The sequence below is a fragment of the Pedobacter lusitanus genome, assembly GCF_040026395.1.
Classification (GTDB): domain Bacteria; phylum Bacteroidota; class Bacteroidia; order Sphingobacteriales; family Sphingobacteriaceae; genus Pedobacter; species Pedobacter lusitanus.
Genome location: NZ_CP157278.1, coordinates 738,036 through 760,350, shown reverse-complemented (window position 1 = coordinate 760,350; position 22,315 = coordinate 738,036). Strand labels below are relative to the sequence as shown.

General features: G+C 39.2%; 15 protein-coding genes. 11 read left to right on the top strand and 4 right to left on the bottom strand.

Going from position 1 to position 22,315, the window contains the following annotated elements:
- Positions 1-3 precede the first annotated feature (3 nt).
- Positions 4-1,806, top strand: coding sequence for a family 2A encapsulin nanocompartment cargo protein cysteine desulfurase (locus PL_RS03410; RefSeq protein ID WP_041878847.1), 1,803 nt, complete (start codon positions 4-6; stop codon positions 1,804-1,806).
- Positions 1,807-1,936: 130 nt separating this feature from the next.
- A complete protein-coding gene (locus PL_RS03405; protein ID WP_235324445.1) occupies positions 1,937-3,172 on the top strand; it encodes a formylglycine-generating enzyme family protein in 1,236 nt (411 codons plus the stop codon).
- A gap of 1 nt (position 3,173) precedes the next feature.
- Here the strand turns inward: PL_RS03405 and PL_RS03400 are convergent, their stop codons facing one another.
- Entirely contained in the window at positions 3,174-3,620 is a 447-nt protein-coding gene (locus PL_RS03400; RefSeq protein WP_041878893.1) for a hypothetical protein, read from the bottom strand.
- 257 nt (positions 3,621-3,877) lie between these two features.
- On the opposite strand from PL_RS03400, the gene PL_RS03395 reads away from it, so the two are divergent.
- The 8 genes from PL_RS03395 (at position 3,878) to PL_RS03360 (ending at position 14,750) form a co-directional block, all read left to right on the top strand.
- Entirely contained in the window at positions 3,878-6,406 is a 2,529-nt protein-coding gene (locus PL_RS03395; RefSeq protein WP_041878844.1) for a family 20 glycosylhydrolase, read from the top strand.
- A gap of 142 nt (positions 6,407-6,548) precedes the next feature.
- A complete protein-coding gene (locus PL_RS03390; RefSeq protein WP_041878841.1) occupies positions 6,549-7,907 on the top strand; it encodes an aldehyde dehydrogenase in 1,359 nt (452 codons plus the stop codon).
- Between the two features lie 265 nt (positions 7,908-8,172).
- Positions 8,173-9,090: a dihydrodipicolinate synthase family protein gene (locus tag PL_RS03385; RefSeq protein WP_041878839.1), complete on the top strand. Its 918-nt coding sequence runs from the start codon at positions 8,173-8,175 to the stop codon at positions 9,088-9,090.
- A 9-nt stretch (positions 9,091-9,099) separates the two neighbouring features.
- Entirely contained in the window at positions 9,100-10,680 is a 1,581-nt protein-coding gene (locus PL_RS03380) for an aldehyde dehydrogenase (NADP(+)) (protein ID WP_041878837.1), read from the top strand.
- Positions 10,680-11,681 (top strand): 4-hydroxyproline epimerase, encoded by a 1,002-nt coding sequence (locus tag PL_RS03375; RefSeq protein WP_041878834.1) that lies wholly within the window; start codon positions 10,680-10,682, stop codon positions 11,679-11,681. Before PL_RS03380 ends, PL_RS03375 begins: the two co-directional genes overlap by 1 nt.
- Before the next feature lie 32 nt (positions 11,682-11,713).
- Positions 11,714-12,955 carry an NAD(P)/FAD-dependent oxidoreductase gene (locus PL_RS03370; RefSeq protein WP_041878833.1) on the top strand — a complete coding sequence of 414 codons (1,242 nt, stop codon included), beginning with the start codon at positions 11,714-11,716 and terminating at the stop codon, positions 12,953-12,955.
- Between the two features lie 133 nt (positions 12,956-13,088).
- Positions 13,089-13,991 carry an AraC family transcriptional regulator gene (locus PL_RS03365; RefSeq protein WP_041878831.1) on the top strand — a complete coding sequence of 301 codons (903 nt, stop codon included), beginning with the start codon at positions 13,089-13,091 and terminating at the stop codon, positions 13,989-13,991.
- Between the two features lie 93 nt (positions 13,992-14,084).
- Positions 14,085-14,750 carry a MarC family protein gene (locus PL_RS03360; RefSeq protein WP_041878830.1) on the top strand — a complete coding sequence of 222 codons (666 nt, stop codon included), beginning with the start codon at positions 14,085-14,087 and terminating at the stop codon, positions 14,748-14,750.
- Between the two features lie 4 nt (positions 14,751-14,754).
- On the opposite strand, the gene PL_RS03355 is transcribed toward PL_RS03360, so the two are convergent.
- From PL_RS03355 to PL_RS03345, 3 genes are all read right to left on the bottom strand, one after another.
- A complete protein-coding gene (locus PL_RS03355) occupies positions 14,755-17,175 on the bottom strand; it encodes a TonB-dependent receptor domain-containing protein (RefSeq protein WP_348620994.1) in 2,421 nt (806 codons plus the stop codon).
- Between the two features lie 220 nt (positions 17,176-17,395).
- On the bottom strand, positions 17,396-19,825 hold the full coding sequence (locus PL_RS03350; RefSeq protein WP_052496087.1) for a TonB-dependent receptor domain-containing protein: 2,430 nt from the start codon (positions 19,823-19,825) through the stop codon (positions 17,396-17,398).
- A 218-nt stretch (positions 19,826-20,043) separates the two neighbouring features.
- Positions 20,044-21,447, bottom strand: a complete 1,404-nt coding sequence (locus PL_RS03345; protein ID WP_041878827.1) for a serine hydrolase — start codon at positions 21,445-21,447, stop codon at positions 20,044-20,046.
- A gap of 266 nt (positions 21,448-21,713) precedes the next feature.
- Between PL_RS03345 and PL_RS03340 the strand changes: the two genes are divergently transcribed.
- Positions 21,714-22,259: a phosphatase PAP2 family protein gene (locus PL_RS03340; RefSeq protein ID WP_160292070.1), complete on the top strand. Its 546-nt coding sequence runs from the start codon at positions 21,714-21,716 to the stop codon at positions 22,257-22,259.
- Positions 22,260-22,315 lie beyond the last annotated feature (56 nt).

Genomic DNA, 22,315 nt, shown 5'->3' with positions numbered 1-22,315 from the left:
GCTATGAGTAATGCAACTACTAATCCACATGGGTTACCAGATGTGCATGCCTTAGAACAGCTGGCGAATGCATATTTTTCTGCATTACCGGGAACCCATAGTGCAGCAGTTTTGCCTGCTCCGGACATTCTTTCGCATGAAAACAGTCAGCTGCAGAAAGAACATTTCAGTCATTCGCCTTCCGCAATTTATCAGGGAAATGCCATTGATCTTTCTGATCCTCAAACCAGTCTGCCGGATGCTAATGGATTAGGTCTTGGCCATGTTCCGGCATCGACTGCACAGATTGGATCTTCGGGTAATCCTGGTCGTCATGAGCAACCCTGGAATCCACTTGACAGGGCTTCCTTGTTTTCTTTACCATTTGAGTCAGATCAGCCTTATGAGAAAGAATTACAGCGGGCACTGGCCTCCGTTAGTGTTTATAGTCCGTCTGCTCAGTTACCTTTTAATCCTTCCGGGGTTTTAAACGAGAGTTCCTATTATTTTTCTTCCGGAATCCAGTTCTTGAATAAAGGAGGAGAATTAAATGAACATCAGGTTTCCCGTTACGGCAATGGAATTGTTTCCGGGAAATCATATCCGGCATTTAATGTGAATCTGGTCAGGAATGATTTTCCTATACTTGCTGAACAGGTCAATGGTAAACCATTAATCTGGCTTGATAATGCAGCCACTACACAGAAACCCAAACAGGTAATTGAAAGGTTGAATTACTTTTATGAACATGAGAATTCGAACATTCATCGTGCTGCACATGAACTGGCTGCCCGGTCAACAGATGCTTATGAAGGGGCAAGGCAAAAAGTTCAGCGTTTTATCAATGCCCGTTCTCCTAATGAAATTGTGTTTGTTCGTGGAACTACTGAAGCAATTAATCTGGTTGCCAGCAGCTGGGGAGATGAGTTCCTGCAGCAGGGTGATGAAATCATTCTGACCCACCTGGAGCATCATGCCAATATTGTGCCCTGGCAGTTGCTTGCGCAGAAAAAAGGACTGAAGATCAGGGTAATTCCTGTTGATGATGATGGACAGATATTACTGGATGAATATGCCAGGCTGCTTAATCCCAGAACGAAACTGGTTTCTTTCACCTTAGTCTCAAATGCACTGGGTACGATTACTCCGGCTAAACAGATTGTGGACATGGCACATGCTGCCGGAGCAAAGGTGCTGGCCGATGGCGCGCAGTCAGTTTCTCATATCCGTACAGATGTTCAGGACCTGGATGCAGACTGGTTCGTTTTTTCCGGTCATAAAGTTTTTGGGCCTACCGGCATTGGAGTTTTGTATGGGAAAGAAGATTTACTGAATAGTACGCAGCCTTATCAGGGTGGTGGTAATATGATTCAGGATGTCACTTTTGAACATACTCAGTTTCATAAAGCTCCGGCACGTTTTGAAGCAGGAACAGGTAATATTGCTGATGCAGTAGGTCTGGGTGCCGCTATTGACTATGTACAGAAAATAGGGATTGACCATATTTATCAGTACGAGCATTACCTGCTGGAATATGCCAGTCAGAAGCTGGCCCGTATTCCTGGCCTCAGACCAATCGGCACAGCCAGAGATAAAACCAGTGTACTATCTTTTGTGCTGGATGGATTTACTACCGGTCAGGTTGGTGAAGCTTTAAGCCGGGAAGGAATTGCAGTTCGTTCCGGACATCATTGCGCACAGCCTATACTCAGAAGATTTGGGGTTGAAGCTACGGTCAGACCTTCACTTGCGTTCTACAATACCTGTGCAGAAATTGATACATTGGTTTACGCCATTGAAAAATTGAAATCTTCAGGCAGAGGCTGAGCCTTCTTTAAATAATCCGGAGAGCCGTCCTGAAATTTAAAGCAGGCGGCTCTCTTTTAAAAAAAAAATAAGAATTATCTTGCAGTGGCAGCTGAAACAAAATGCTGCCGGGACTAATAATTGTATATCAATGACTGTGAAACGATTTTCAGGTAATAGTAAAATGAGATTTAAATGGATTTGTTTACTGTTTTTTGTGGTGCTGTATTCCTGTAAAAACAAGAAAGACAATCAACTTCCGGCGTCTCAGGACAGGCCTGTTGAAAGTGTTTCTCTGGTCAGTATAAAGACTTTTCCTGAAAACGGGGCTGCGATGTGCAGACCCTCGGGTTTTAGCCGATCTGACAGCTCATTATTTATGCAGGGAGGCGGAAAAGAATTCCGGAAAACTGTTTTTGATAAACCGGTTTCCTCTGGAATAAAAGAGCAGGCCGGAATGAAATATATTAGTGGGGGAGAGTTTAGTATGGGTGGTGTAAATCCCGTTGGAATGGACGGAGGCGGACATGAACAGATGAATGATGCCAGACCAGTTCACCGGGTTCGTGTAAAGTCTTTTTATATGGATATAACTCCGGTAACGAACAAACAGTTTGCAGCCTTTGTTAAGGCAACAGGTTATATAACTGTCGCTGAACAGCGACCAACCAAAGAAGAGTTTCCTGATGCTGATCCGGAGAATTTAGTAGCAGGGTCACTTGTTTTTACTCCACCAAAAGAATCAGTTTCTTTAGATAATTATTTACAGTGGTGGTCTTATCTGAAAGGGGCCAGCTGGAAACATCCGGAAGGAGTAAAAAGTAGTATCGATGGCAAAAATAATTATCCTGTAGTACAGGTTTGCTGGGAAGATGCTGCCGCTTATGCAAAATGGGCTGGTAAACGTTTACCTACAGAAGCCGAGTGGGAATATGCAGCCAGAGGAGGTTTGTCAGGTAATCTTTATGCCTGGGGAAATGAGTTAAAACCAGATGGTAAGTGGATGGCTAATATATTTGAGGGTGAGTTTCCGGGTAAAAATACCGCTGCCGATGGTTATACGGGAATAGCTCCTGTTAAAAGTTTCCCGGCTAACGGGTATGGTTTATATGATATGGCCGGTAATGTTTGGGAATGGTGTAATGACTGGTATCGTACAGATTATTATCAGTCCCTGGCTAAACATCCTGTGTCAGAAAACCCGGGCGGACCTTCGGAATCCTATGATCCTGAAGAACCAGGAATGAAAAAGAAGGTACAGCGTGGAGGGTCTTTTTTATGTACCGAACAATACTGTACCCGTTATATGGTAGGAACCAGAGGCAAGGGCGATTACAGATCTGCCTCTAATCATATTGGTTTTCGTTGCGTCAGAGACCTGAAGTAGTTTAAGGGTTGGCTGGCGGAGGTAGTTTTAAACCGTCAATTCCGGTTACTACTTCTTCTTCGTCTTTCGCATGTTTTCCTTTTTTCTTTTTCTTGTCTCCACCACGCAGCATTTCTTCAATATACTGGTCATACTGAGTTTGCTGTTCACCTTTTAAAATATTTCTTATATTTTTTGTGGTTTCATTCTGCATTCTGTAGAACTTGGAAATATCATCTTCATTATACATTCCGGTCTGCTGTTTTTTAGACAGTGCAACCTGTTCCTTGCATAAATCAAGTGTATAATTATAGATGATGTTCTTCTGGGTTGAGTTTAATTTTAACTTTTTATCCATAGCTTCTATACTTTTAGTAGCCATTTCTGATGCAGTTGGGGGTGCTTTTTGCGCTTTGGCAAAAATAATCATTCCCAAAAGCATACACAGAGTCAAAACAGATTTTTTCATTAGTTTATAATTGTTTTTATGATTGCAATTTATAAAATTATCTGCAATAATCATGGAACAATGCCTTTGTATAACGCAGATGTTATGGGACTGAAAATTTTCAATCATTTAATTAGATTATCAGTATTTAAATAATAAATTTATAAACAGATAATAAATGTTTCATAATTAACCCTCATTTCGAAAATGACAATACAGCTCAGAAATGAATTTTTCCTGTTATTGTTTGTTTTTAGTTCCCCAAACCAAATAATCAAATGAAATTTAAAAAATGTTTACTCCTGGCTTTCCTTTTTCCGCTGGTTGCAACAGCACAAAAAGGAGAGAACTCTTATCCTGTAAAGGATCTCTATGTCAAATGGACATTCAAAGAAAACCAGTCCGCTGGTAAAAAACAATCGCTTTCACTGCTTACTTTTTTGAACAGATCAGCACAGCAATTTCCGGCAGCTAACTGGAGTCTTTATTTCAATTCTATGAAGGATCTGGAATTAAAGACCAGTGGCCAGATCATCGTAGAACAGGTTAATGGAGATTTGTTTCGAATCCGGCCTGGTAAAGACTTTAAAGCTATCCAGAAAGGCGATTCCGTAGTACTTGATATCCCCGCCAATGATGAAATTGTCAATTTTGCCGATGCTCCCGGTGGTTTATACCTGGTTTGGGATCATATGCCGGACAAAGGAATTAAAATAGACCATTATCAGGTTGAACCGGTAGAAAAATATATTAAGAACGTTGTTTCTCCACTGGATACCTATAACAGGAACAGCAAATTTACTCCGGCAGAGAAAAATAAACTGGTCAAACTGCTGCCAACACCTGTATTTTATGAAGCGCATACCGGTGCTTTTGCTGTAAGTCAGGCTACTGCGATTGTCACTGACCCGGATTTCAGAAATGAAGCTGATTATTTATCAGATGAGTTGTTGAAGCTGTTTAAATTCAGACCGGCAGTTTCTTTGGGTACGGCGAAAGATAAAAGTATTAGCCTGGCCAAAGCAGATTTGCCGGCAGATGAATATCAACTGGAAATTACTCCGGCTTCAATCAGGATTTCAGCCAGTAATGCACAGGGCATTTTTTATGGCCTGCAATCCCTGAAGTCATTAATGATGGCTAATAGTCCGGTTAAAGGAGGAAAGGCTTTTCTTGTTTCCTGTGTAGCTGTAAAGGATGCCCCCCGTTTTAAGTACAGAGGCTTGATGCTTGATGTAGCACGTAATTTTCATTCGAAAGAAGAAGTACTGCGTATACTGGATCTGATGGCTTTTTATAAGTTAAATGTATTCCATTTTCATATCACGGATGATGAAGCCTGGAGAATTGCTATCCCGGAACTTCCTGAGCTCACAGAAATAGGCGCAAAAAGAGGCCATACCTTAACCCATGAGAAGTCACTTCAGCCAACTTACAGTTCTGGTCCGGATACTACCGAAGTGTTGAATAAAGCATTTTACAGTACTTCAGATTTTATAGAAATCTTAAAATATGCAGCAAAAAGACATATACAGGTAATACCTGAAATTGAAACTCCCGGACATGCGAGAGCTGCTATAAAGGCAATGGATGCACGGTACAGCAGGTTTATGGCCAAAGGTATGCGTGATGAAGCAGAGAAATACCTGTTGAGGGATATCAACGACCGCTCTGTCTACAGTTCAGCACAATACTGGAATGATAATGTGGTTTGTGTAGCCTTACCTTCGGTTTATACTTTCCTGAATAAGATTACTGAAAGTTTGCAGGATATGTATCGTGCAGCTGGTGTTCCGTTAACGACTATACATTTTGGAGGTGATGAAGTACCACAGGGTGTCTGGGAAAAATCGCCGGTAAGTCTTCAGCTGGTTAAGCAGGAGAAAATGACTTCTACAGATGATTTATGGAGTTACTACATTGCAAAACTACAGGGATTGTTGAAACCTAAAGGGATTATTCTTTCAGGGTGGGAAGAATTCGGAATGATGAAAACCTATCTGGATGGAAATAAATTAATGGTTCCAAATCCTTTATTTGCTAATGATCCTGTACAGCTTGATGTCTGGAATAACGTGATAGGTGGTGGTTCAGAAGATTTACCTTACCGCCTGGCTAATGGCGGATATAAAGTGGTATTAACCTGTTCGAGTAATTTTTATCTGGATATGGCCTATAATCGTTCCTTAACAGAACCGGGACATTACTGGGCCGGGTTTGTGAATATGGAAAAGTTATTTTCTTTTATTCCTTATGATTATTATAAAAATGCGTCCGAGAATAGAAAAGGAGAAGCCATTTCCAAATCGCTGTTTATCGGAAAGGACCGTTTAACGGATTATGGTAAATCCAATATATTAGGTTTGAAAGCTGCTTTATGGTCAGAAAAGATCAGAAATCCGGAATTACTGGAGTTTATGCTGCTGCCAAGACTGATTGGTTTAGCTGAAAGAGCATGGGCAAAAGATCCGGAATGGGCAAGAGAAAAAGATAAAGTCAAATCAGAAACAGCTTATCAGCAAAGTTATGCTGATTTTATAACAAGAGTCGGACTGATTGAGTTCCCTAAATTGGATGAAGGAAACTGGAATTACAGGATACCTCCGGTAGGTGTAAAAATCACAGATGGCACTATATCAGCTAATACTGAATTCCCTGGATTTAATATTTATTATACCACTAACGGAAAAGAACCTTCGGTGAAGGATCGTTTATATACCGGACCGGTTAAAGAAAAAGGAGCGATTAAACTCAGAGCTTTTAATGCTAAAGGAAGAGGAGGAAATACGACTACCATTCAAAATTAAAATAGCACCAATCAGCTTAAAAGAAGCCGTCTCTGTATCAGGGGGCGGCTTCTTTATTTTAAAACAATTTGTTGTAAATTTCTATTAAATCTATATCAGCCGGGACAGAAATTCCGTTTAGCTGAATTAATTCATCATAGCTATGGAAAAACTAGTGAAAACTCAGTTGGATTACTTTAATACCAACGTGACAAAATCTGTAAGTTTCAGAATCGGACAGTTAAATAAGTTATATGCTTTATTGGAATCTAACGAGCGTTTATTAGAAGAAGCTATTTACAGGGATTATGGAAAGTCGCCATTTGAAACTTTTCAGACAGAGTTTGCAGCTGTGTTTGAAGAAATAAAGGTTGCTGTAAGAGATCTTGAGCAATGGGCAGCAGTGAAACCGGTAGCTACCAATTCCAGAAACGAACCTGCTACCAGTTATCTGATTCCCGAACCATTAGGGGTAAGTCTGGTCATTGGTCCCTGGAATTATCCTTATCAGCTTTCACTGGCACCGGTTGTTGCGGCAATTGCTGCCGGATGTACGGTAATTCTCAAACCCAGTGAACTGACTGCAAATTGCAGTGCAGTTATGGCGAAACTGGTTAATGAGAATTTTGAGGAGCAATATTTTCATGTGGTAGAAGGCGGAATAGCAGAAACTACGGCTTTACTGGACCAGAAATTTGATATTATCTTTTTTACCGGTAGTGTGCCTGTCGGGAAAATAATTTATCAGGCAGCAGCTAAAAACCTGACTCCGGTAGTATTGGAACTTGGAGGGAAAAGCCCGGTAATTATAATGCCTGATTGTGATCTTGATATATCAGTCAGGAGACTGGTCTGGGCAAAATATCTCAACTCCGGTCAAACCTGTATTTCTCCTGATTACGTTTATGTGCATCAAAGTATAGAAGAGAAATTTCTGCAGAAAGTAGCTGAAGAGATTAAAAAGGCTGACTATAAGCTGGAGAATGGCAATTTTGTCAGAATCATTAATGAACGCAATACGGATCGGGTGTCTGGTTTGATTAATCCGGCGAAGATTTATACCGGAGGTAATTATGATATTGATGCCCGTTTTATTGAACCTACGGTTTTGCATCAGGTAACCTGGGATGATAAGGTCATGAAGGATGAAATATTCGGGCCAATTATGGCAGTAATGACGTTTGAAGATCTGGATAAGGTGATTAAAGAAATCAAAGACAGACCAAAACCTCTTGCTTTGTATCTGTTCACACAAGATGAAAATGTAAAGAAAAAGGTACTGGGAGAAATTTCTTTTGGTGGAGGTTGTGTAAATGAAGCCATCATGCATATAGCCAATGGTAATCTTCCATTTGGAGGGGTTGGCGCAAGTGGTTTAGGTAATTATCATGGGGAAGCCGGTTTCAGGGCGTTTTCTCACTATAAAGGGATTCTTGATAAAGCACTGGTTGAAGATCCTGATATTAAATACTCTCCGCATACGGAAGAGAAATTGCAGAGAATGAAAGCAGCGGCAAAATAGTTACCCGTTTATTAATTTGATTAAAAGACTTTTTGAATTTAAAATAAGGTGTAAAATATCAGGATGAAAGGAATCTCTCCGAATATAGATTTCAGTTTTGATTTTCGGGATACGGTGCAGAAAAGGGGAGTGAAGTAACAGGCATATTTACTGTTTGTATTGGTTAATATCCGGTCAGTTGTTAGTAGAGCTATAGTCTAAATTTGAATATAATTTAAACTAAGAGTTACTATTAATCAAGAACCAAAACCAAAAAACATTATTTATGAGCATTAACTGGAGTGGGGTATTCCCGGCTGTAACTACTAAATTCACCGCAGATGATCAATTGGATTTTACAACATTTGATATTAATCTGGAAGCACAACTGACAGCCGGAGCTGAAGGAATTATTTTAGGAGGTTCTTTGGGGGAAGCAAGTGTGTTGACTGATGAGGAGAAATCTGACTTATTATCACATACACTTAAAGTGGTGAATGGCCGGGTTCCTGTACTGTTAAATATTGCAGAACCAACGACTAAAAAGGCTGTTGCAGCTGCTAAAAAAGCAGAAGAACTTGGGGCAAATGCGCTGATGTTATTACCCCCAATGCGCTACAATGCAGATCAGGAAGAGACTTTAGCCTTTTTTAAGGCTGTAGCAGAAAGCACTCCGCTGCCTATTATGATTTATAATAATCCGGTAGATTACAAAATAGAAGTTACGCTGGACATGTTTGAGGTTTTAGCTGGCTACAGTAATATACAGGCAGTCAAAGAATCAACCCGGGATATTTCTAATATTACGCGAATGTTTAACCGTTTTGGAGAACGGTTTAAGATTTTTACAGGTGTGGACCCGTTGGCCATGGAGAGCCTGGTTATGGGCGCTCATGGCTGGGTTGCTGGCCTTGTGGATGCTTTCCCTAAAGAAACCGTTGCAATTTACAGATTAGTCAAACAAGACAGAATTGCAGAAGCACTGGCAATTTATCGCTGGTTCCTGCCTGTTCTGGAACTGGATATTCATCCCAAACTGGTTCAATATATTAAACTTGCAGAAACTGCAACGGGTATAGGAACAGAAACAGTCAGAGCTCCGCGTTTGCCATTAAAAGGTGAGGAAAGAGAAAGGGTGCTTAAAATCATCAATGATGCTTTAGCTAATCGTCCACAATTGCCGGCTGGTAGCTGGGGTAAATAAGGAGTGAAGATGAAGGGGGAAAATATCATCTGCTCACAATATGCAGAAACAAACGAAGGGTCTTTTAAAGCGCTTGATCCTGCTGCCGGGGTGTTCCTCCAAGGAGATTTCTATAAAGCCGGAATAACTGATGCTGATCAGGCATTAACAGCTGCCGAAACTGCTTTTCATAGCTATAAACTGATTAATAATACTTTAAAAGCTAAATTTTTAAGGCTGATAGCTGATGAAATTTCAGCGATCAGCAGTGTACTCATTGACAGAGCCAGCAAAGAAAGCGGACTTCCGGAAGCCCGTTTACAAGGTGAACTGGGCAGAACGACCGGACAGCTGCGGTTATTTGCAGACCTGGTGGAAGAAGGCTCCTGGGTGGATGCAGTTATAGACACGGCTATGCCCGAAAGACAGCCTTTGCCAAGACCGGATATCAGACGTATGCTGGTTCCGCTGGGACCGGTTGTGGTTTTTGGTGCCAGTAATTTTCCACTGGCATTTTCTGTAGCTGGAGGAGATACAGTTTCTGCGCTGGCAGCCGGATGTCCGGTCATCGTTAAAGCCCATCCTGCTCATTTAGGTACCAGCGCGCTGGTTGGAGCTGCCATAATCAATGCTGTTCTTAAATCGGGAGTTCCAAAAGGTGTTTTTTCTCTGCTGTATGACGATGGTTATACCATTGGTGAGTATCTGGTTAAACATCCAAAAACAAAGGCCGTAACATTTACAGGATCACTTAAGGGTGGAACTGCATTAATTACGCTTGCCGGACAACGTAATCATCCGATACCTGTATTTGCTGAAATGGGAAGTATTAATCCGGTGATTTTGTTTCCGGAGGCTATAAAGAACAGACCAGATGAACTTGCAAAAAAATGTGCGGGCTCCATTACTCTTGGTGCCGGGCAGTTTTGTACAAATCCTGGTTTATTAATAGCTGTCCGCTCACCAGAACTGGAAATCTTTAAGGAAAGCCTGGCCATGGCGATTGCAACAACTCCTTCAGCTACGATGCTTACGCCTGCTATACATGCCAGTTATCAAAAACTTACTGCAGAAATTTTGACGGAAGAAGAAACTGTTCTTTTAGCCGAATCTGTTTCTATAGAAAACAGATTTCAGCATCAATCAGTTGCAAAGGTATTTACAGTGCCGGCAAAACAGTTTTTGAATTCAGAAAAGTTGAAAACTGAAATATTTGGGCCGTATTCCCTGCTGGTCATTGCTGAAGATATGAATGAGATTGAGGCGATTACTGGTCAGCTTGAAGGGCAGCTCACTGTAACTTTACTGGCTGAAGAGCAGGAAATTTCTTTTCATACTGATTTACTGGCTAAACTTTCAGATAAAACCGGAAGGCTGATTCTCAATGGTATGCCAACTGGTGTAGAGGTCTGTGCGGCAATGCAGCACGGGGGGCCATATCCGGCTACTAATGATAGCAGATTCACCTCTGTAGGTACGGGAGCTATTTATCGTTTTGCCAGACCTGTGGCGTGGCAGGACTGGAAACCATCACTTTTGCCGGATGCGTTAAAAGATGGTAATCCACTTGGAATTTATAGGTTGATAAATCAAAACATGACTAAGGCATAATGGGAAGTAAAACATTTTTTTGTGTAGATGCACATACCTGCGGTAATCCGGTCAGACTGGTAGCCGGTGGCGGCCCTTTACTGGAAGGAATCAATATGAGTGCTAAACGTCAGCATTTTCTTAAAGAATATGACTGGATCAGAACAGGGCTGATGTTTGAACCCAGAGGTCATGATATGATGTCGGGAAGTATTCTTTATCCTCCACATGATCCGGCAAATGATGTAGCTGTTTTATTTATTGAAACAAGTGGCTGTTTACCCATGTGCGGGCACGGGACAATTGGAACGATAACTATTGCCATAGAAGAGGGGTTGATTAAACCCCGTATACCAGGGATAGTAAGAATGGAAGCTCCCGCAGGACTGGTTCTGATTGAATACAAACAGGAAGGCAACCGGGTGAGTTCAGTTAAGCTTCGTAATGTACCTTCTTATCTGGCTGCGGCAAATCTTGAAGTAGATTGTCCAGATCTGGGGCCGATTGTTTTTGATGTAGCTTATGGAGGTAATTTTTATGCCATTATAGATCCGCAGCCAAACTTTCCGGGACTGGAAAACTATACTGCAGGGCAACTGATCGGATGGAGTCAGGTTATCCGGAAACGAATTAACGGGCTGTATAAATTTGTTCATCCACTTGATCCTACAATTAACGGATGCAGCCATATTCTTTGGGCCGGCGCAACAATAGATGCGGATTCAACTGCCAGGAATGCTGTTTTTTATGGGGATAAAGCAATAGATCGTTCTCCGTGCGGAACTGGTACTTCAGCGCGTATGGCGCAGTGGCATGCTAAAGGAATGTTAGTAACCGGACAGCCTTTTATTCATGAAAGTTTTATTGGCAGCAAATTTACCGGGAAGATAGAAGAAGAGGTTGAGGTTGCAGGTTTAAAGGCTATTATACCGAGCGTCGAAGGCTGGGCAAAAGTATATGGTTACAATACCATTAAGATTGATGATGACGATCCATATGCGCGTGGTTTTCAAGTTATTTAATCATTTCATTTAAATCTAATTTTAAAGTATAAATGTCTCATATTATAATTATAGGCGGAGGGATTATCGGGCTGAGTTCTGCCTATTATCTTAGCAAACAAGGTCATCAGATAACTATTCTGGATAAGGGTGATATAACCAGTAACTGTTCTTTTGGTAATGCAGGAATGATTGTACCAAGTCACTTTATACCACTGGCATCTCCGGGTATGATTCAACAGGGAATCAGGTGGATGTTTAACAGCAAGAGCCCTTTTTATGTCAGACCATCGCTGGATATGAATCTCATTGGCTGGGGACTGAAATTTTTAAAACATGCCAATGAGAACCATGTATCCCGGTCTATGGTCCCGTTAAGGGACTTATCCCTGCTCAGTAAAAAGTATTATGAAGAGCTGACCAATGAGCCTGGTTTTGAGTTTGAACTGAAAAATAATGGCATACTGGCCTTTTACAAAACGGAGAAAACAGCAGAAGAGGAGATACATATTGCTGAAAAAGGTATAGAATTAGGACTGGATATGAAAGTTCTTGATGCAGCTGCTGCAGCAAAACTTCAACCCGGCCTCGAACTGGATGTATTGGGTGCTGTTCATTACCGCTGTGACGGACATCTGTATCCTTCAAAACTCATGAATGCTTTAACTGGCTATCTGGAAAAACAGGGCGTAGTCATTATGCGTAATCATGAAGTTACCCGGATTAGTTCCGCTGAACATAAAATAACAGGTGTCTTTGCAGGTGGAAAAGAATGGAAGGCTGACCAGTTTGTCCTGGCAGCGGGTTCATGGTCTCCTGAAATTGCAAAAATGATGGATATAAAGGTATCTGTAATGCCTGGGAAGGGATATTCGTTTATGGAACAGGAACCAGCAGGGCGTATGACCATTCCGGCATTACTTTGTGAAGCTCGTGTAGCCGTTACCCCAATGAATGGGAGTATAAGATACAGTGGTACAATGGAGTTAGATAAGATCAACGCAAGAATTAATAAACAAAGAGTGCAGGGGATATTAGAAGCAATTCCTGATTATTTTCCGGAACTCAAACCTGCTCTTCCTGCGGATAAGGATATCTGGTTTGGCTTTCGCCCGTCTTCGCCTGATGGTTTACCTTATATCGGCCGCAGTGCAAAGCGAAAAAACCTGATTGTGGCTACCGGGCATGGGATGATGGGGCTGAGCCTTGGACCTGCTACAGGAGTGCTGGTAAGCCAGCTGATCAATGAACAGCCGACAGCTATCGATATTCGTGCATTTTCTCCATCCAGGTAAAAGCCGGTCAGATTTATAGCATAAATTAGCCGGCTTTGACCGTATTTTAACCTGATTGTATCTTATTTTGGATGTTAGTGGTTAATATTGGTATATTAAGGATAACTTCTCTAAAACCCAAAATACTGCTGATATGAAAGTGCTTCCATTTACATTACTTGTTCCGGATGATAAAAGTGTTATTTCTGAGCAAATTGAATTACCTCATTTTTATCAGTATCTGCATCGTCATGATGAATGGCAGATTACCTGGGTAGAGGAGGGTGAAGGAACATTGATTGCTGGAAATAATATGCTTTCATTCCGGCCGGGGGATGTGTTCCTGATAGGTGGAAACCTGCCACATTTATTTAAAAGTAATCCCGAGTATTTTATAGGGGATGAACATAAAATTATTAAGGCCTGTTCACTTTATTTTAATCCTGACGGGATTCTGGGCTCATTATTTCATCTTCCGGAAATGAAAACCCTGGGATCCTTTTTAAGGAATAACAAACATGGATTTAAAATATCTCATCTCTATACGCAGGATATTTATCCCAGAATACTGGAAATTCACAGGGCCAGTGGCACAGATGTCTTACTCCATCTGATTATGCTGCTCAATCAGGTTCAAAAGATGAATGCTGGTATAGAGCCCCTTTGTTCTGAAATTTATTCTTCAGACATTTCTGAAAATGAAGGCATAAGGTTAAGTAATATCCTCAATTTTATCATGCGTAATTATAGTACGCAGATTGCTTTGGAGGATATCTCAAATGCAGCCTATATGACTCCTCAGGCTTTTTGTCGTTATTTCAAAAAACATACAGGACATACTTTTGTGTCATTTCTGAATGGTGTCAGAATCAATGATGCCTGTAACAGTCTGATTTCTGGTAAAGATGCTGGTTGTATCTCCAGGGCAGCTTATAAAGCCGGATTTAATAGTCTCACTAATTTCAACCGTGTTTTTAAAAGTATAACCGGGCAATCACCCAGGGCCTATATTGAATCCTACAATACTGTGAGCAGGGTTAACCAGATGGCGAGCTAGCTTACAAAAGCTGATATCAATTGCCCGGATCATAAAAGGATGATATTTTTATGAAAAATACTGATATTACTGCTGTAAACTTAATATTTTGTAATGCCCTTACTGTATCATTCTTATTTTCATCTCCTTTTTATTGGAATTATTGCCTTGTTTCCTGTCGTGAATCCAATTGGCTCTTCATTCATTATCAGTCCTTTTTTTACCGGACTGAGTTCCGCAGAAAAGAGAAAAGCGGTAGGAAGGATTACGCTCTATGCTTTCTCTATCTGTACTGTATCTTTATTTGCAGGGCAATGGATACTGGAATTATTTGGTCTTTCGATTCCTGTTGTCCAGTTGGCCGGGGGGATAATGATCTGCAAAATGGGATGGGAGAATCTTTCTTCTGATAAAAAACAGAATGGCGTAAATGCAGATACAGAAGCTAAATTATCAGGTTATAGCAATATAGAGGATAAATTATTCTATCCTATTACTTTTCCGGTTACTACCGGGGCAGGAACTATCTCTGTACTGTTCACACTGAGTGCGCATAGTGAATCTTCAGACCGACAGCATTATTTTATAAATACAGCAGCTGTTTTATCTGCTATTGTTGTGATGTGTTTGCTGATTTATATTTTTTATCTCAATACAAAGAATATTATCCACTACCTGAGTTCCAATGCAGAAATGATCTTTAACCGGATTTCGGCCTTTCTCATATTCTGCGTTGGATTACAAATTGCAATTACAGGAATCAAAAGTCTGATGAAGTAATTATTTAAAGTCTTTTTTGTTCTGTATCCAGCCCCGTAGTTCTGCTTCTTTCTGATTTTACAGTCGCTTTTCCAAAGCGATAGGTGAAAGTAATTCTGGCACTGGTCGAGGTGGTTGATTGTTCAAGATTGTAAGTATTGGCAGGTGAATTACTGTATAATGTGTTGTTTTGAGTGTGGAATACATCAGTTATCGTGAGTTTCAGATTGCCCATTTTATTAGGAAAATTGTAACGCAGACCAGCATCTGTTCTAAATCTGCTTTTAATCATAAATGCAGCTGTCGACGCCGGGGTATTATATATAATTGCCGCATCTGCACTAAAAAGCTTACTCAGTGTGAAGTTATTTTGTGAATAGAAGTCTGCACTGATTTGTTTGGTGTTGAGATCAGCTCCCTGAAGCTCTGGTGCACTAAGCTGATTGTAATAACTCATAATGCTGTTATCAGTGTTCCACCAGCTGGTTATTTTTACTGGAAAACTAAATGTAAAAGAAATTAAGTCCTGTGATGCAACGTTTAGATAGGTTTGATAGATTGATTTTTTCTCTTCATTTTGCAATAAGATCTGGCTGATCACGTCTGATATATGGGTATAGCCTAAAGATATACTGTATTTCTTTCTGAATAAATAGCTGGCTTCCACATTAGTTGAATATTCTGGTTTCAAATTTGGATTACCCTGGTTGTAAGTGTACTGATCAAGAAAAAAGACAAAAGGATTTAAATTCTGATAGTTTGGTCTGTTTATTTTTCTGGAATAAGAAAGATTTAAAGTACTGTTTGCATCAATATTCCTGCTTAATGAAAGGGAAGGAAAGAAATTGGTATAAGTTTTTTTTGTTAATTGACTGGTTGTTACTGAGTTTCCGGTAGAATTGGTGTGTTCTGCACGTAATCCTCCTTCGATATTGAGTTTCCCCAGTGTAATATTGAGGGTTGCATAGGCGGCACTCACTTTTTCGTCGTATAGAAACTGATTGCTTTTAGTTGCATCAAAAATCCAGCTGCCATTAACATTATTCTCATAAATGAAATTATTGTTACTTTTTACACCAGCGATTTTAATACCGGTTTCCAGCTTAACTTTTTTATTGATTGGCAGGGTATAATCTGCTTTAATTGCTTTTATATCTATATTGGACGGGGAAAGACTTCTATAAATCAGCCCGTCTTTTAAAAAATCCCCATTGGGTAAATAAAAGCGGTTAATATAATTTGCGTTATTGGTGCCATCAAAGGTAGAATAGTCTGCATCGATACTTATTTCCTGACCTGCTGTATCGAGTATGCCTTTATAATTAATATTATAAGCAAAGTTTTTACGCACATTTGAAATTGCACTTGGCGTTTTGATTACAGAATCAGTTATCAGAAAAGATTTGCCGATATTTACATCACTTGAACTCTGCTGATCAAAATGACTGATAGTTCCTTTGGCTAGAAAACCTATGGTATGTTTTGGAGATAAAAAGAAATCTGTACCGATTTTAAAATTCTGAGCATTGATAACGGGGTGATCTATATTCTTTTGTGTAAAATATAAAGGATCTGCCCCCGGAGTTATCCGGTCTATATCTGTTTTCCTTTTCTGCTCTGTTCTGTTATAACCATAAGAACCAAATACATTAAAATTTCTTTGGCGATAATTCAGGTTGATTGTATTAGTGGTGAGCAGATATTTATTAAATCCGGCACTTAATGCGGCATTCCCATTAAATCCTTCTGAGAGACCCTTTTTTGTTTTGATATTGATAATACCTCCGGTGCTGTTTGCATCGTATCTGGAACCAGGATTATTGATAACTTCCACACTTTCTATTTCGCTGCTCTGCATGGACTTGAGCAGATTAATAACTTCAGTTGAACTCAGATAAGTCTGCTTACCATCAATTGTAACCAGTACATTGCTTTTGCCTGCAAGTGAGATGTTTTCATTGTGATCAATAGTAACACCTGGTGCTTTGTTTAATAATTCCAGTGCGGTAAGCCCTGCTGCAGAGGGAGAGGCATCTACATTAAAAATAAGTTTACCCGCCCTGCGTTCTAAAATTGGTTTGGCTGCCGTGATACTGACTTCTTTCAGATTCTTTGAGTTCTCTGTTAATATTATGTCCGGAAGCTGGTAATCGGCAGTACCACTTAACTGAAAATCGGCTGTTCTGAATTTATTATAACCAATTGATGAAGAAACAATATAATATCTGTTAATAGCGGCAATAAAGGTGAATTTTCCATCCTGATCGGTCATGGCAGTGGCCACAAGAACGGAATCTGAAGCAGTGTATAATAAGATAGTTGCTGCTGGTAAAGTTTGTTTGTGGTCTTGAACTATTCCTTTGATTTTAATTGTTTGCTGGGCATATAAGTTAATAGGGAAGAGGTATAATAAAAAAAGAAGAATAGCAGGTAAAAATAATTTCATGGTAGGTTAGTCGGTTTTATAAGGAAGATACGGTTTTGGATAATATGTATGCTTAATTTAAAAAAGAATAAGGTCATAACAAATTTAATATTATAGTCGAATAATTAACTGTTTTAAACTAAAAAATAACCCTGTGGAATGAATTTTAATTTTTAGCATAAAAAAAGGCCTGTCTTTTGCAGACAGGCCTTTTAGCTAATTTAGCTGGTTTGAATTATTCTTATTTTCCGCCTAATCTTTTTTGTTCATCATCAAGCCCGGTTGATCTGTTTCTTGCAGATTTAACGGTCATTTTTCCAAAACGGTAGGTGAAAGTCAACCTTACACTAGTTGTATTTCCAAATTGTTCCAGATTATAAGTATTGCCTGCTAAAGTGCTGTATATTCTTGCTTTTTGTGAATGGAATATATCACTGACACCTAATTTTAAATTGCCCGTTTTGTCTGGGAAATTGTAACGCAGACCAGCATCTGCATTATACATGCTTTTCACTTTAAAAGCGCCATCAATCTGTGGTGTACTAAACATGAATCCGGCATCCGCACTGAAAAGTTCGTTTATCGTGAAATTATTCTGGGAATAAATATTACCGCTGAACTGTTTGGAATTTAAATCTGCTCCATTTAAGTTCGGTGCTTTTATCTGCTTGAAATATCCAAGTACATTGTTATTCATATTCCACCATTTGGAAATGGTTACCGGAAAGTTTAACGTCAATGATATGACATCATCAGAGGCAAGATTTAGAATGGTCTGGTACATTGATTTTTTGGCCTCATTTTGCAATAATACCTGAGTGATTACGTCAGAAGTGTGTGTATAGGCCAATGAAACACTATATTTTTGTTTATAGAGATAGCTGGTTTCCAGATTAGTCGAGTATTCCGGTTTCAGATTTGGGTTACCCTGGTTATAAGTATACTGATCGAGGAAAAATATAAAGGGATTTAAATTCTGATAATTTGGTCTGTTGATCTTTCTTGAATAAGAAAAATTTAAGATATTATCCGCATCAAAGTTCTGACTTAAAAAAAGCGAAGGAAACAGGTTGGTGTATTTTCTTTCTGTCAGTTGATTTGTTGTAATGGAGTTACCGGCTGAATTGGTGTGTTCAGCACGTAAACCCCCTTGTATGGAAGTCTTTCCAAGAGTGACATTTAATGTTGCATAGGCTGCGCTAACCTTCTCATCGTATAAAAATCGGTTACTCTTGGTGTTATCAAAAACCCAGCTTCCGTTAATATCATTTTCGTATATATAGTTGTTATCGCTTTTTACACTGGCATATTTAACACCTGCATCCAGTTTGAATTGTTTATTTATAGGTAGGGTGTAATCTGCTTTAATCGCTTTGATATCAATATTGGACGGGGCAAAATTTCTGTAAACCTGACCATCTTTAAAGAAATTCCCATTTGGCAGATAAAAGCGATTGAAGTAATTATCGTTATTGGTCGCATCAAAGGTAGAATAATCAGCATCTACACTTATTTCCTGGCCCGCTGTATCAAGTATGCCTTTATAGTTGATATTATAAGAGAAGTTTTTGCGATTTGAAACATTGGTACTCGGCGTTTTTAATATTGAATCAGCTACTTCGAATGATTTACCAATATTTACATTGGTTAAGCTCTTTTTATCTGAGTTGCTGACATTACCTTTAACCAGAAAGCCGATGGTATGTTTGGTTGATAAAAAGAAATCAGTTCCGATTTTAAAATCATGTGCTGAATAAAGAGAGGTATCGATGCTTTTCTGTTTAAAATATAATGGATTCTGACCAGGTGTTACCCGGTTTATCAAAAGTGTCTGAAGTCGTTCATTTCTGTTATAGCCGTATGAACCGAATAAGTTAAAATCCTTTTTGCGGTAGTTGAGATTGATTGAGTTGTTTGACACCAGCTTTTTGTTAAACCCTGCACCTAATGCTAAATTTCCATTAAACCCTTCAGTTTTGCTTTTCTTGGTTTTAATGTTAATTATACCACCTGTACTGTTTGCATCATATCTGGAACCTGGATTATTGATAATTTCCACACTCTCTATCTGATTGCTTTGCATAGATTTAAGCAGATTCACAATTTCTGTAGAACTCAGGTAAGTCTGTTTACCATCTATAGTGACAAGTACATTACTTTTACCTGAAAGCGAGATGTTTTCATTATAATCGACATTAACTCCAGGCGCTTTTTTTAATAATTCAAGGGCAGTTAAGCCAGCTGCAGACGGTGAGGCATCTACATTGAAAATAAGTTTGTCGGCTTTGCGTTCTAAAACCGGTTTAGCAGCTGTAATGTTAACCTGGTTAAGGTTTTTTGAATTTTCTTTTAACGTAATGGAAGGAACCTCATAATCTGAAACTGCACTGAGTTGAAAAGGAGCAGTTTTAACTTTATTATAGCCAATAGAAGAGGATACAATATAGTATCTGGCAGGGGCAGCAGTAATACTGAATTTTCCATCCTGGTCGGTCATGGCAGTGCTAACCAGAGATGAATCCTGTGCAGTATACAATAGAATAGTTGCAGCTGGTAATGTTTGTTTATGGTCCTGAACGGTTCCATTAATTTTCGCTGTTTGCTGAGCGTAGAGGTTAGCGGGGAAAAGGTAAAGCAGAAAGATGAAAGTGGTTAGTAAGATTATTTTCATATTGGTTGTTTATGTATTAAGATTTTTGCACAAAGAAATAGTTACAGTTGATATTCAAATATATTCATATATAAAAGGATTAAGCAATGTGATAGTGTTTATTTAATTAATATTTTCCTGCTGATGTGACTTAATGAATAACTGTGATTTCACCCGGTTTTCATTTGCGTTATAACGCGTATCAGAGGTAATAAATAGTACCGCTCTGACAAATATTATCAGTTAGATTTTTCCAGTATGGCAATCATTTTTTTTGCGCCGTCATTGTCTGAATCTAATTCCAGTGAATGTTTATAATTCTGCAGGGCTTTATTCTTATTTCCCTGTTTGTAATAAGCTTCTCCAAGACTGTCAAATACATTGCCTGATTCGGGAAAAAGCTCGGTATTGCAGATAAGAACGAGAATTGCATCCTCGAATTTATCTTTACGCAAAAAATTGTATCCGATTTCGTTTAGTGTAGCTTCACTATCAAAATCATACTCCTTGTTATGCTCATCCCGCATCTTTCTAAAGAACGAAAGTACTTCCCGGCCGTTCATCAGTTCCAGTTGTTTTCCATAACCTTTGATTACTGATTTTTTAATTTGTGCATATGGCTTATTATCCAGGATAGCCTGAATAGAAGTATTGAAAGCATACAGATTGTTCTGCTGATTATTTGTCATCAGTATTACCGTTCTGCCTTTGGGTATGGTGCTAACCAGTAGTGCCTGGTAATTTCTTGCAGTGCCATCATGTTTGTGCGTAATCATTTTATTGCCATCCATGCTTCCACCCCCCAAACCACCTTGCTGGCCTGGACCAAAAGCTTCCAGGATTTGTCTGGTAGATGCCGGATTAATCAGTTTAAAATCTGTAATTGCTTTAGCCCATTTATAAAAATCATCTGGTGTAACTGCTACCCAACCGTCAATCGGGTAGGTGAGATCATCTTCTGTTTTATCATTGTTATATGCTCTGGCTATTAATTTATCGGTATCAGATGGATCTACTATAGCTGCTTTCATGCCGCTGGGTTTTAATAGATATTGTTCTGTAAAAGCTTTAAATGATAAACCGGTAATCCGTTCTATGATCCTTCTTTGCAGAAAGATATTATTGTTGTTATAAGCATACTGACTGCCAGGCTCAAAATCCAGTTTCTCTGTTCTTTTTAATTCTTCCATGTTCTCAGCATTGTTCTTAATACGATTCCATTTAACATCGGGAAGACCGCTTGTATATTGTAGCAGGTTTATAATGTGTATCCCTGATGCCCATGCAGGTAATTCCGGGATATATTTTGAAACGGGATCCTCCAGGTTTAATTTTCCCTGCTCTTTTAAGAGCATAATGCCTACTGCATTAAATTCTTTAGCTATAGAGCCAATATGAAAACGATAATGATCAGTTAACTTGGTTTTACCTGATGCGTCTGTAAAGCCAATTGCGGCTTTATAAATTATCTTGTTATGTTCTGCAATCAGCACACAACCGTTGAATAAGCCCAGCTGATGTGCATTTTGTAGCAGTGAATCGATTTGAACGGATTTACTGTTTTGTGCGCTGGATTGCTGAACAGATAGAAATAAAAAGGTGAAAATCAGTACTGATATAAGGTTGTTTTTGAATGAGTTCATTGCAGGAGTTTTATGGTTAGACAAGATGTAGTGTTAATTGTTGCAGTTGGTGATTAAAATTATCTAATCTGGATTTGCTCCTCTGTTTATTTTGGGTAAATAAAAAATACAAATAGTATCATAGGGGTTTACTATAAATTGCTCGTTTACCGGTTATGATCTGGAAACCTGTAAAACATTGCGCTCTTTTTTTTTCCGTACTGGCTATATTATTGTTGGCGGGGATTGGCACATGTCTTTTAACTACTAAATTAACAAGTTTTACTTTGCTTAATTTTTACCATACCGGATGGCTTGATGTGTTTTTTTCTTATTACACAGTGATGGGAGACGGGGCAATGTGTGTTGTGATCATTATTATTATGTTTTTCTTTAAAAGGCGAAACCTTGCATTGATTTTACTGGTAGCCTATCTTAGCTCGGGTATTTTTGTTCAGATCTTAAAAAGATTTATTAATAACCCCAGGCCCTGTCTTTATTTTGATCAGATATCTTTTAAATATTCATATTTTGTTAATGGTGTGCACAATATGCATTCGGGGTCTTTTCCTTCGGGGCATACAACTTCTGCGTTTGCGATGACCATTGTTCTGGCTATTTATTTCAGACAAAAGTGGATGGGTTTGTTATTCTTGTTATTAGCGGTTTTAGCAGGATACTCCAGGATATATCTGGCTCAGCATTTTTTAGAAGATGTAGTTGCCGGTGCACTGATAGGCTCTGTGTTTGGATTGGGAAGTGTTTATTTGATCAGCCAGTCACCGAACTGGAAAACAAGTATAAATACACGTTTAAATAGCGTGCTAAAATAATTTTTCAAGCGTTGTAGGCAATTGTCTTTGTGTAAGGGTCTCTACCTTTGTAACGC

Bases quoted from the DNA above. Each gene is read 5' to 3' on its own strand.
- PL_RS03405 (WP_235324445.1), top strand. From the start codon at position 1,937: ATGACTGTGAAACGATTTTCAGGTAATAGTAAAATGAGATTTAAATGG.
- PL_RS03350 (WP_052496087.1), bottom strand. From the start codon at position 19,825: ATGAAAATAATCTTACTAACCACTTTCATCTTTCTGCTTTACCTTTTC.
- PL_RS03360 (WP_041878830.1), top strand. From the start codon at position 14,085: ATGCCCTTACTGTATCATTCTTATTTTCATCTCCTTTTTATTGGAATT.
- PL_RS03365 (WP_041878831.1), top strand. From the start codon at position 13,089: ATGAAAGTGCTTCCATTTACATTACTTGTTCCGGATGATAAAAGTGTT.
- PL_RS03385 (WP_041878839.1), top strand. From the start codon at position 8,173: ATGAGCATTAACTGGAGTGGGGTATTCCCGGCTGTAACTACTAAATTC.
- PL_RS03380 (WP_041878837.1), top strand. From the start codon at position 9,100: ATGAAGGGGGAAAATATCATCTGCTCACAATATGCAGAAACAAACGAA.
- PL_RS03375 (WP_041878834.1), top strand. From the start codon at position 10,680: ATGGGAAGTAAAACATTTTTTTGTGTAGATGCACATACCTGCGGTAAT.
- PL_RS03395 (WP_041878844.1), top strand. From the start codon at position 3,878: ATGAAATTTAAAAAATGTTTACTCCTGGCTTTCCTTTTTCCGCTGGTT.
- PL_RS03390 (WP_041878841.1), top strand. From the start codon at position 6,549: ATGGAAAAACTAGTGAAAACTCAGTTGGATTACTTTAATACCAACGTG.
- PL_RS03400 (WP_041878893.1), bottom strand. From the start codon at position 3,620: ATGAAAAAATCTGTTTTGACTCTGTGTATGCTTTTGGGAATGATTATT.
- PL_RS03345 (WP_041878827.1), bottom strand. From the start codon at position 21,447: ATGAACTCATTCAAAAACAACCTTATATCAGTACTGATTTTCACCTTT.
- PL_RS03355 (WP_348620994.1), bottom strand. From the start codon at position 17,175: ATGAAATTATTTTTACCTGCTATTCTTCTTTTTTTATTATACCTCTTC.
- PL_RS03410 (WP_041878847.1), top strand. From the start codon at position 4: ATGAGTAATGCAACTACTAATCCACATGGGTTACCAGATGTGCATGCC.
- PL_RS03370 (WP_041878833.1), top strand. From the start codon at position 11,714: ATGTCTCATATTATAATTATAGGCGGAGGGATTATCGGGCTGAGTTCT.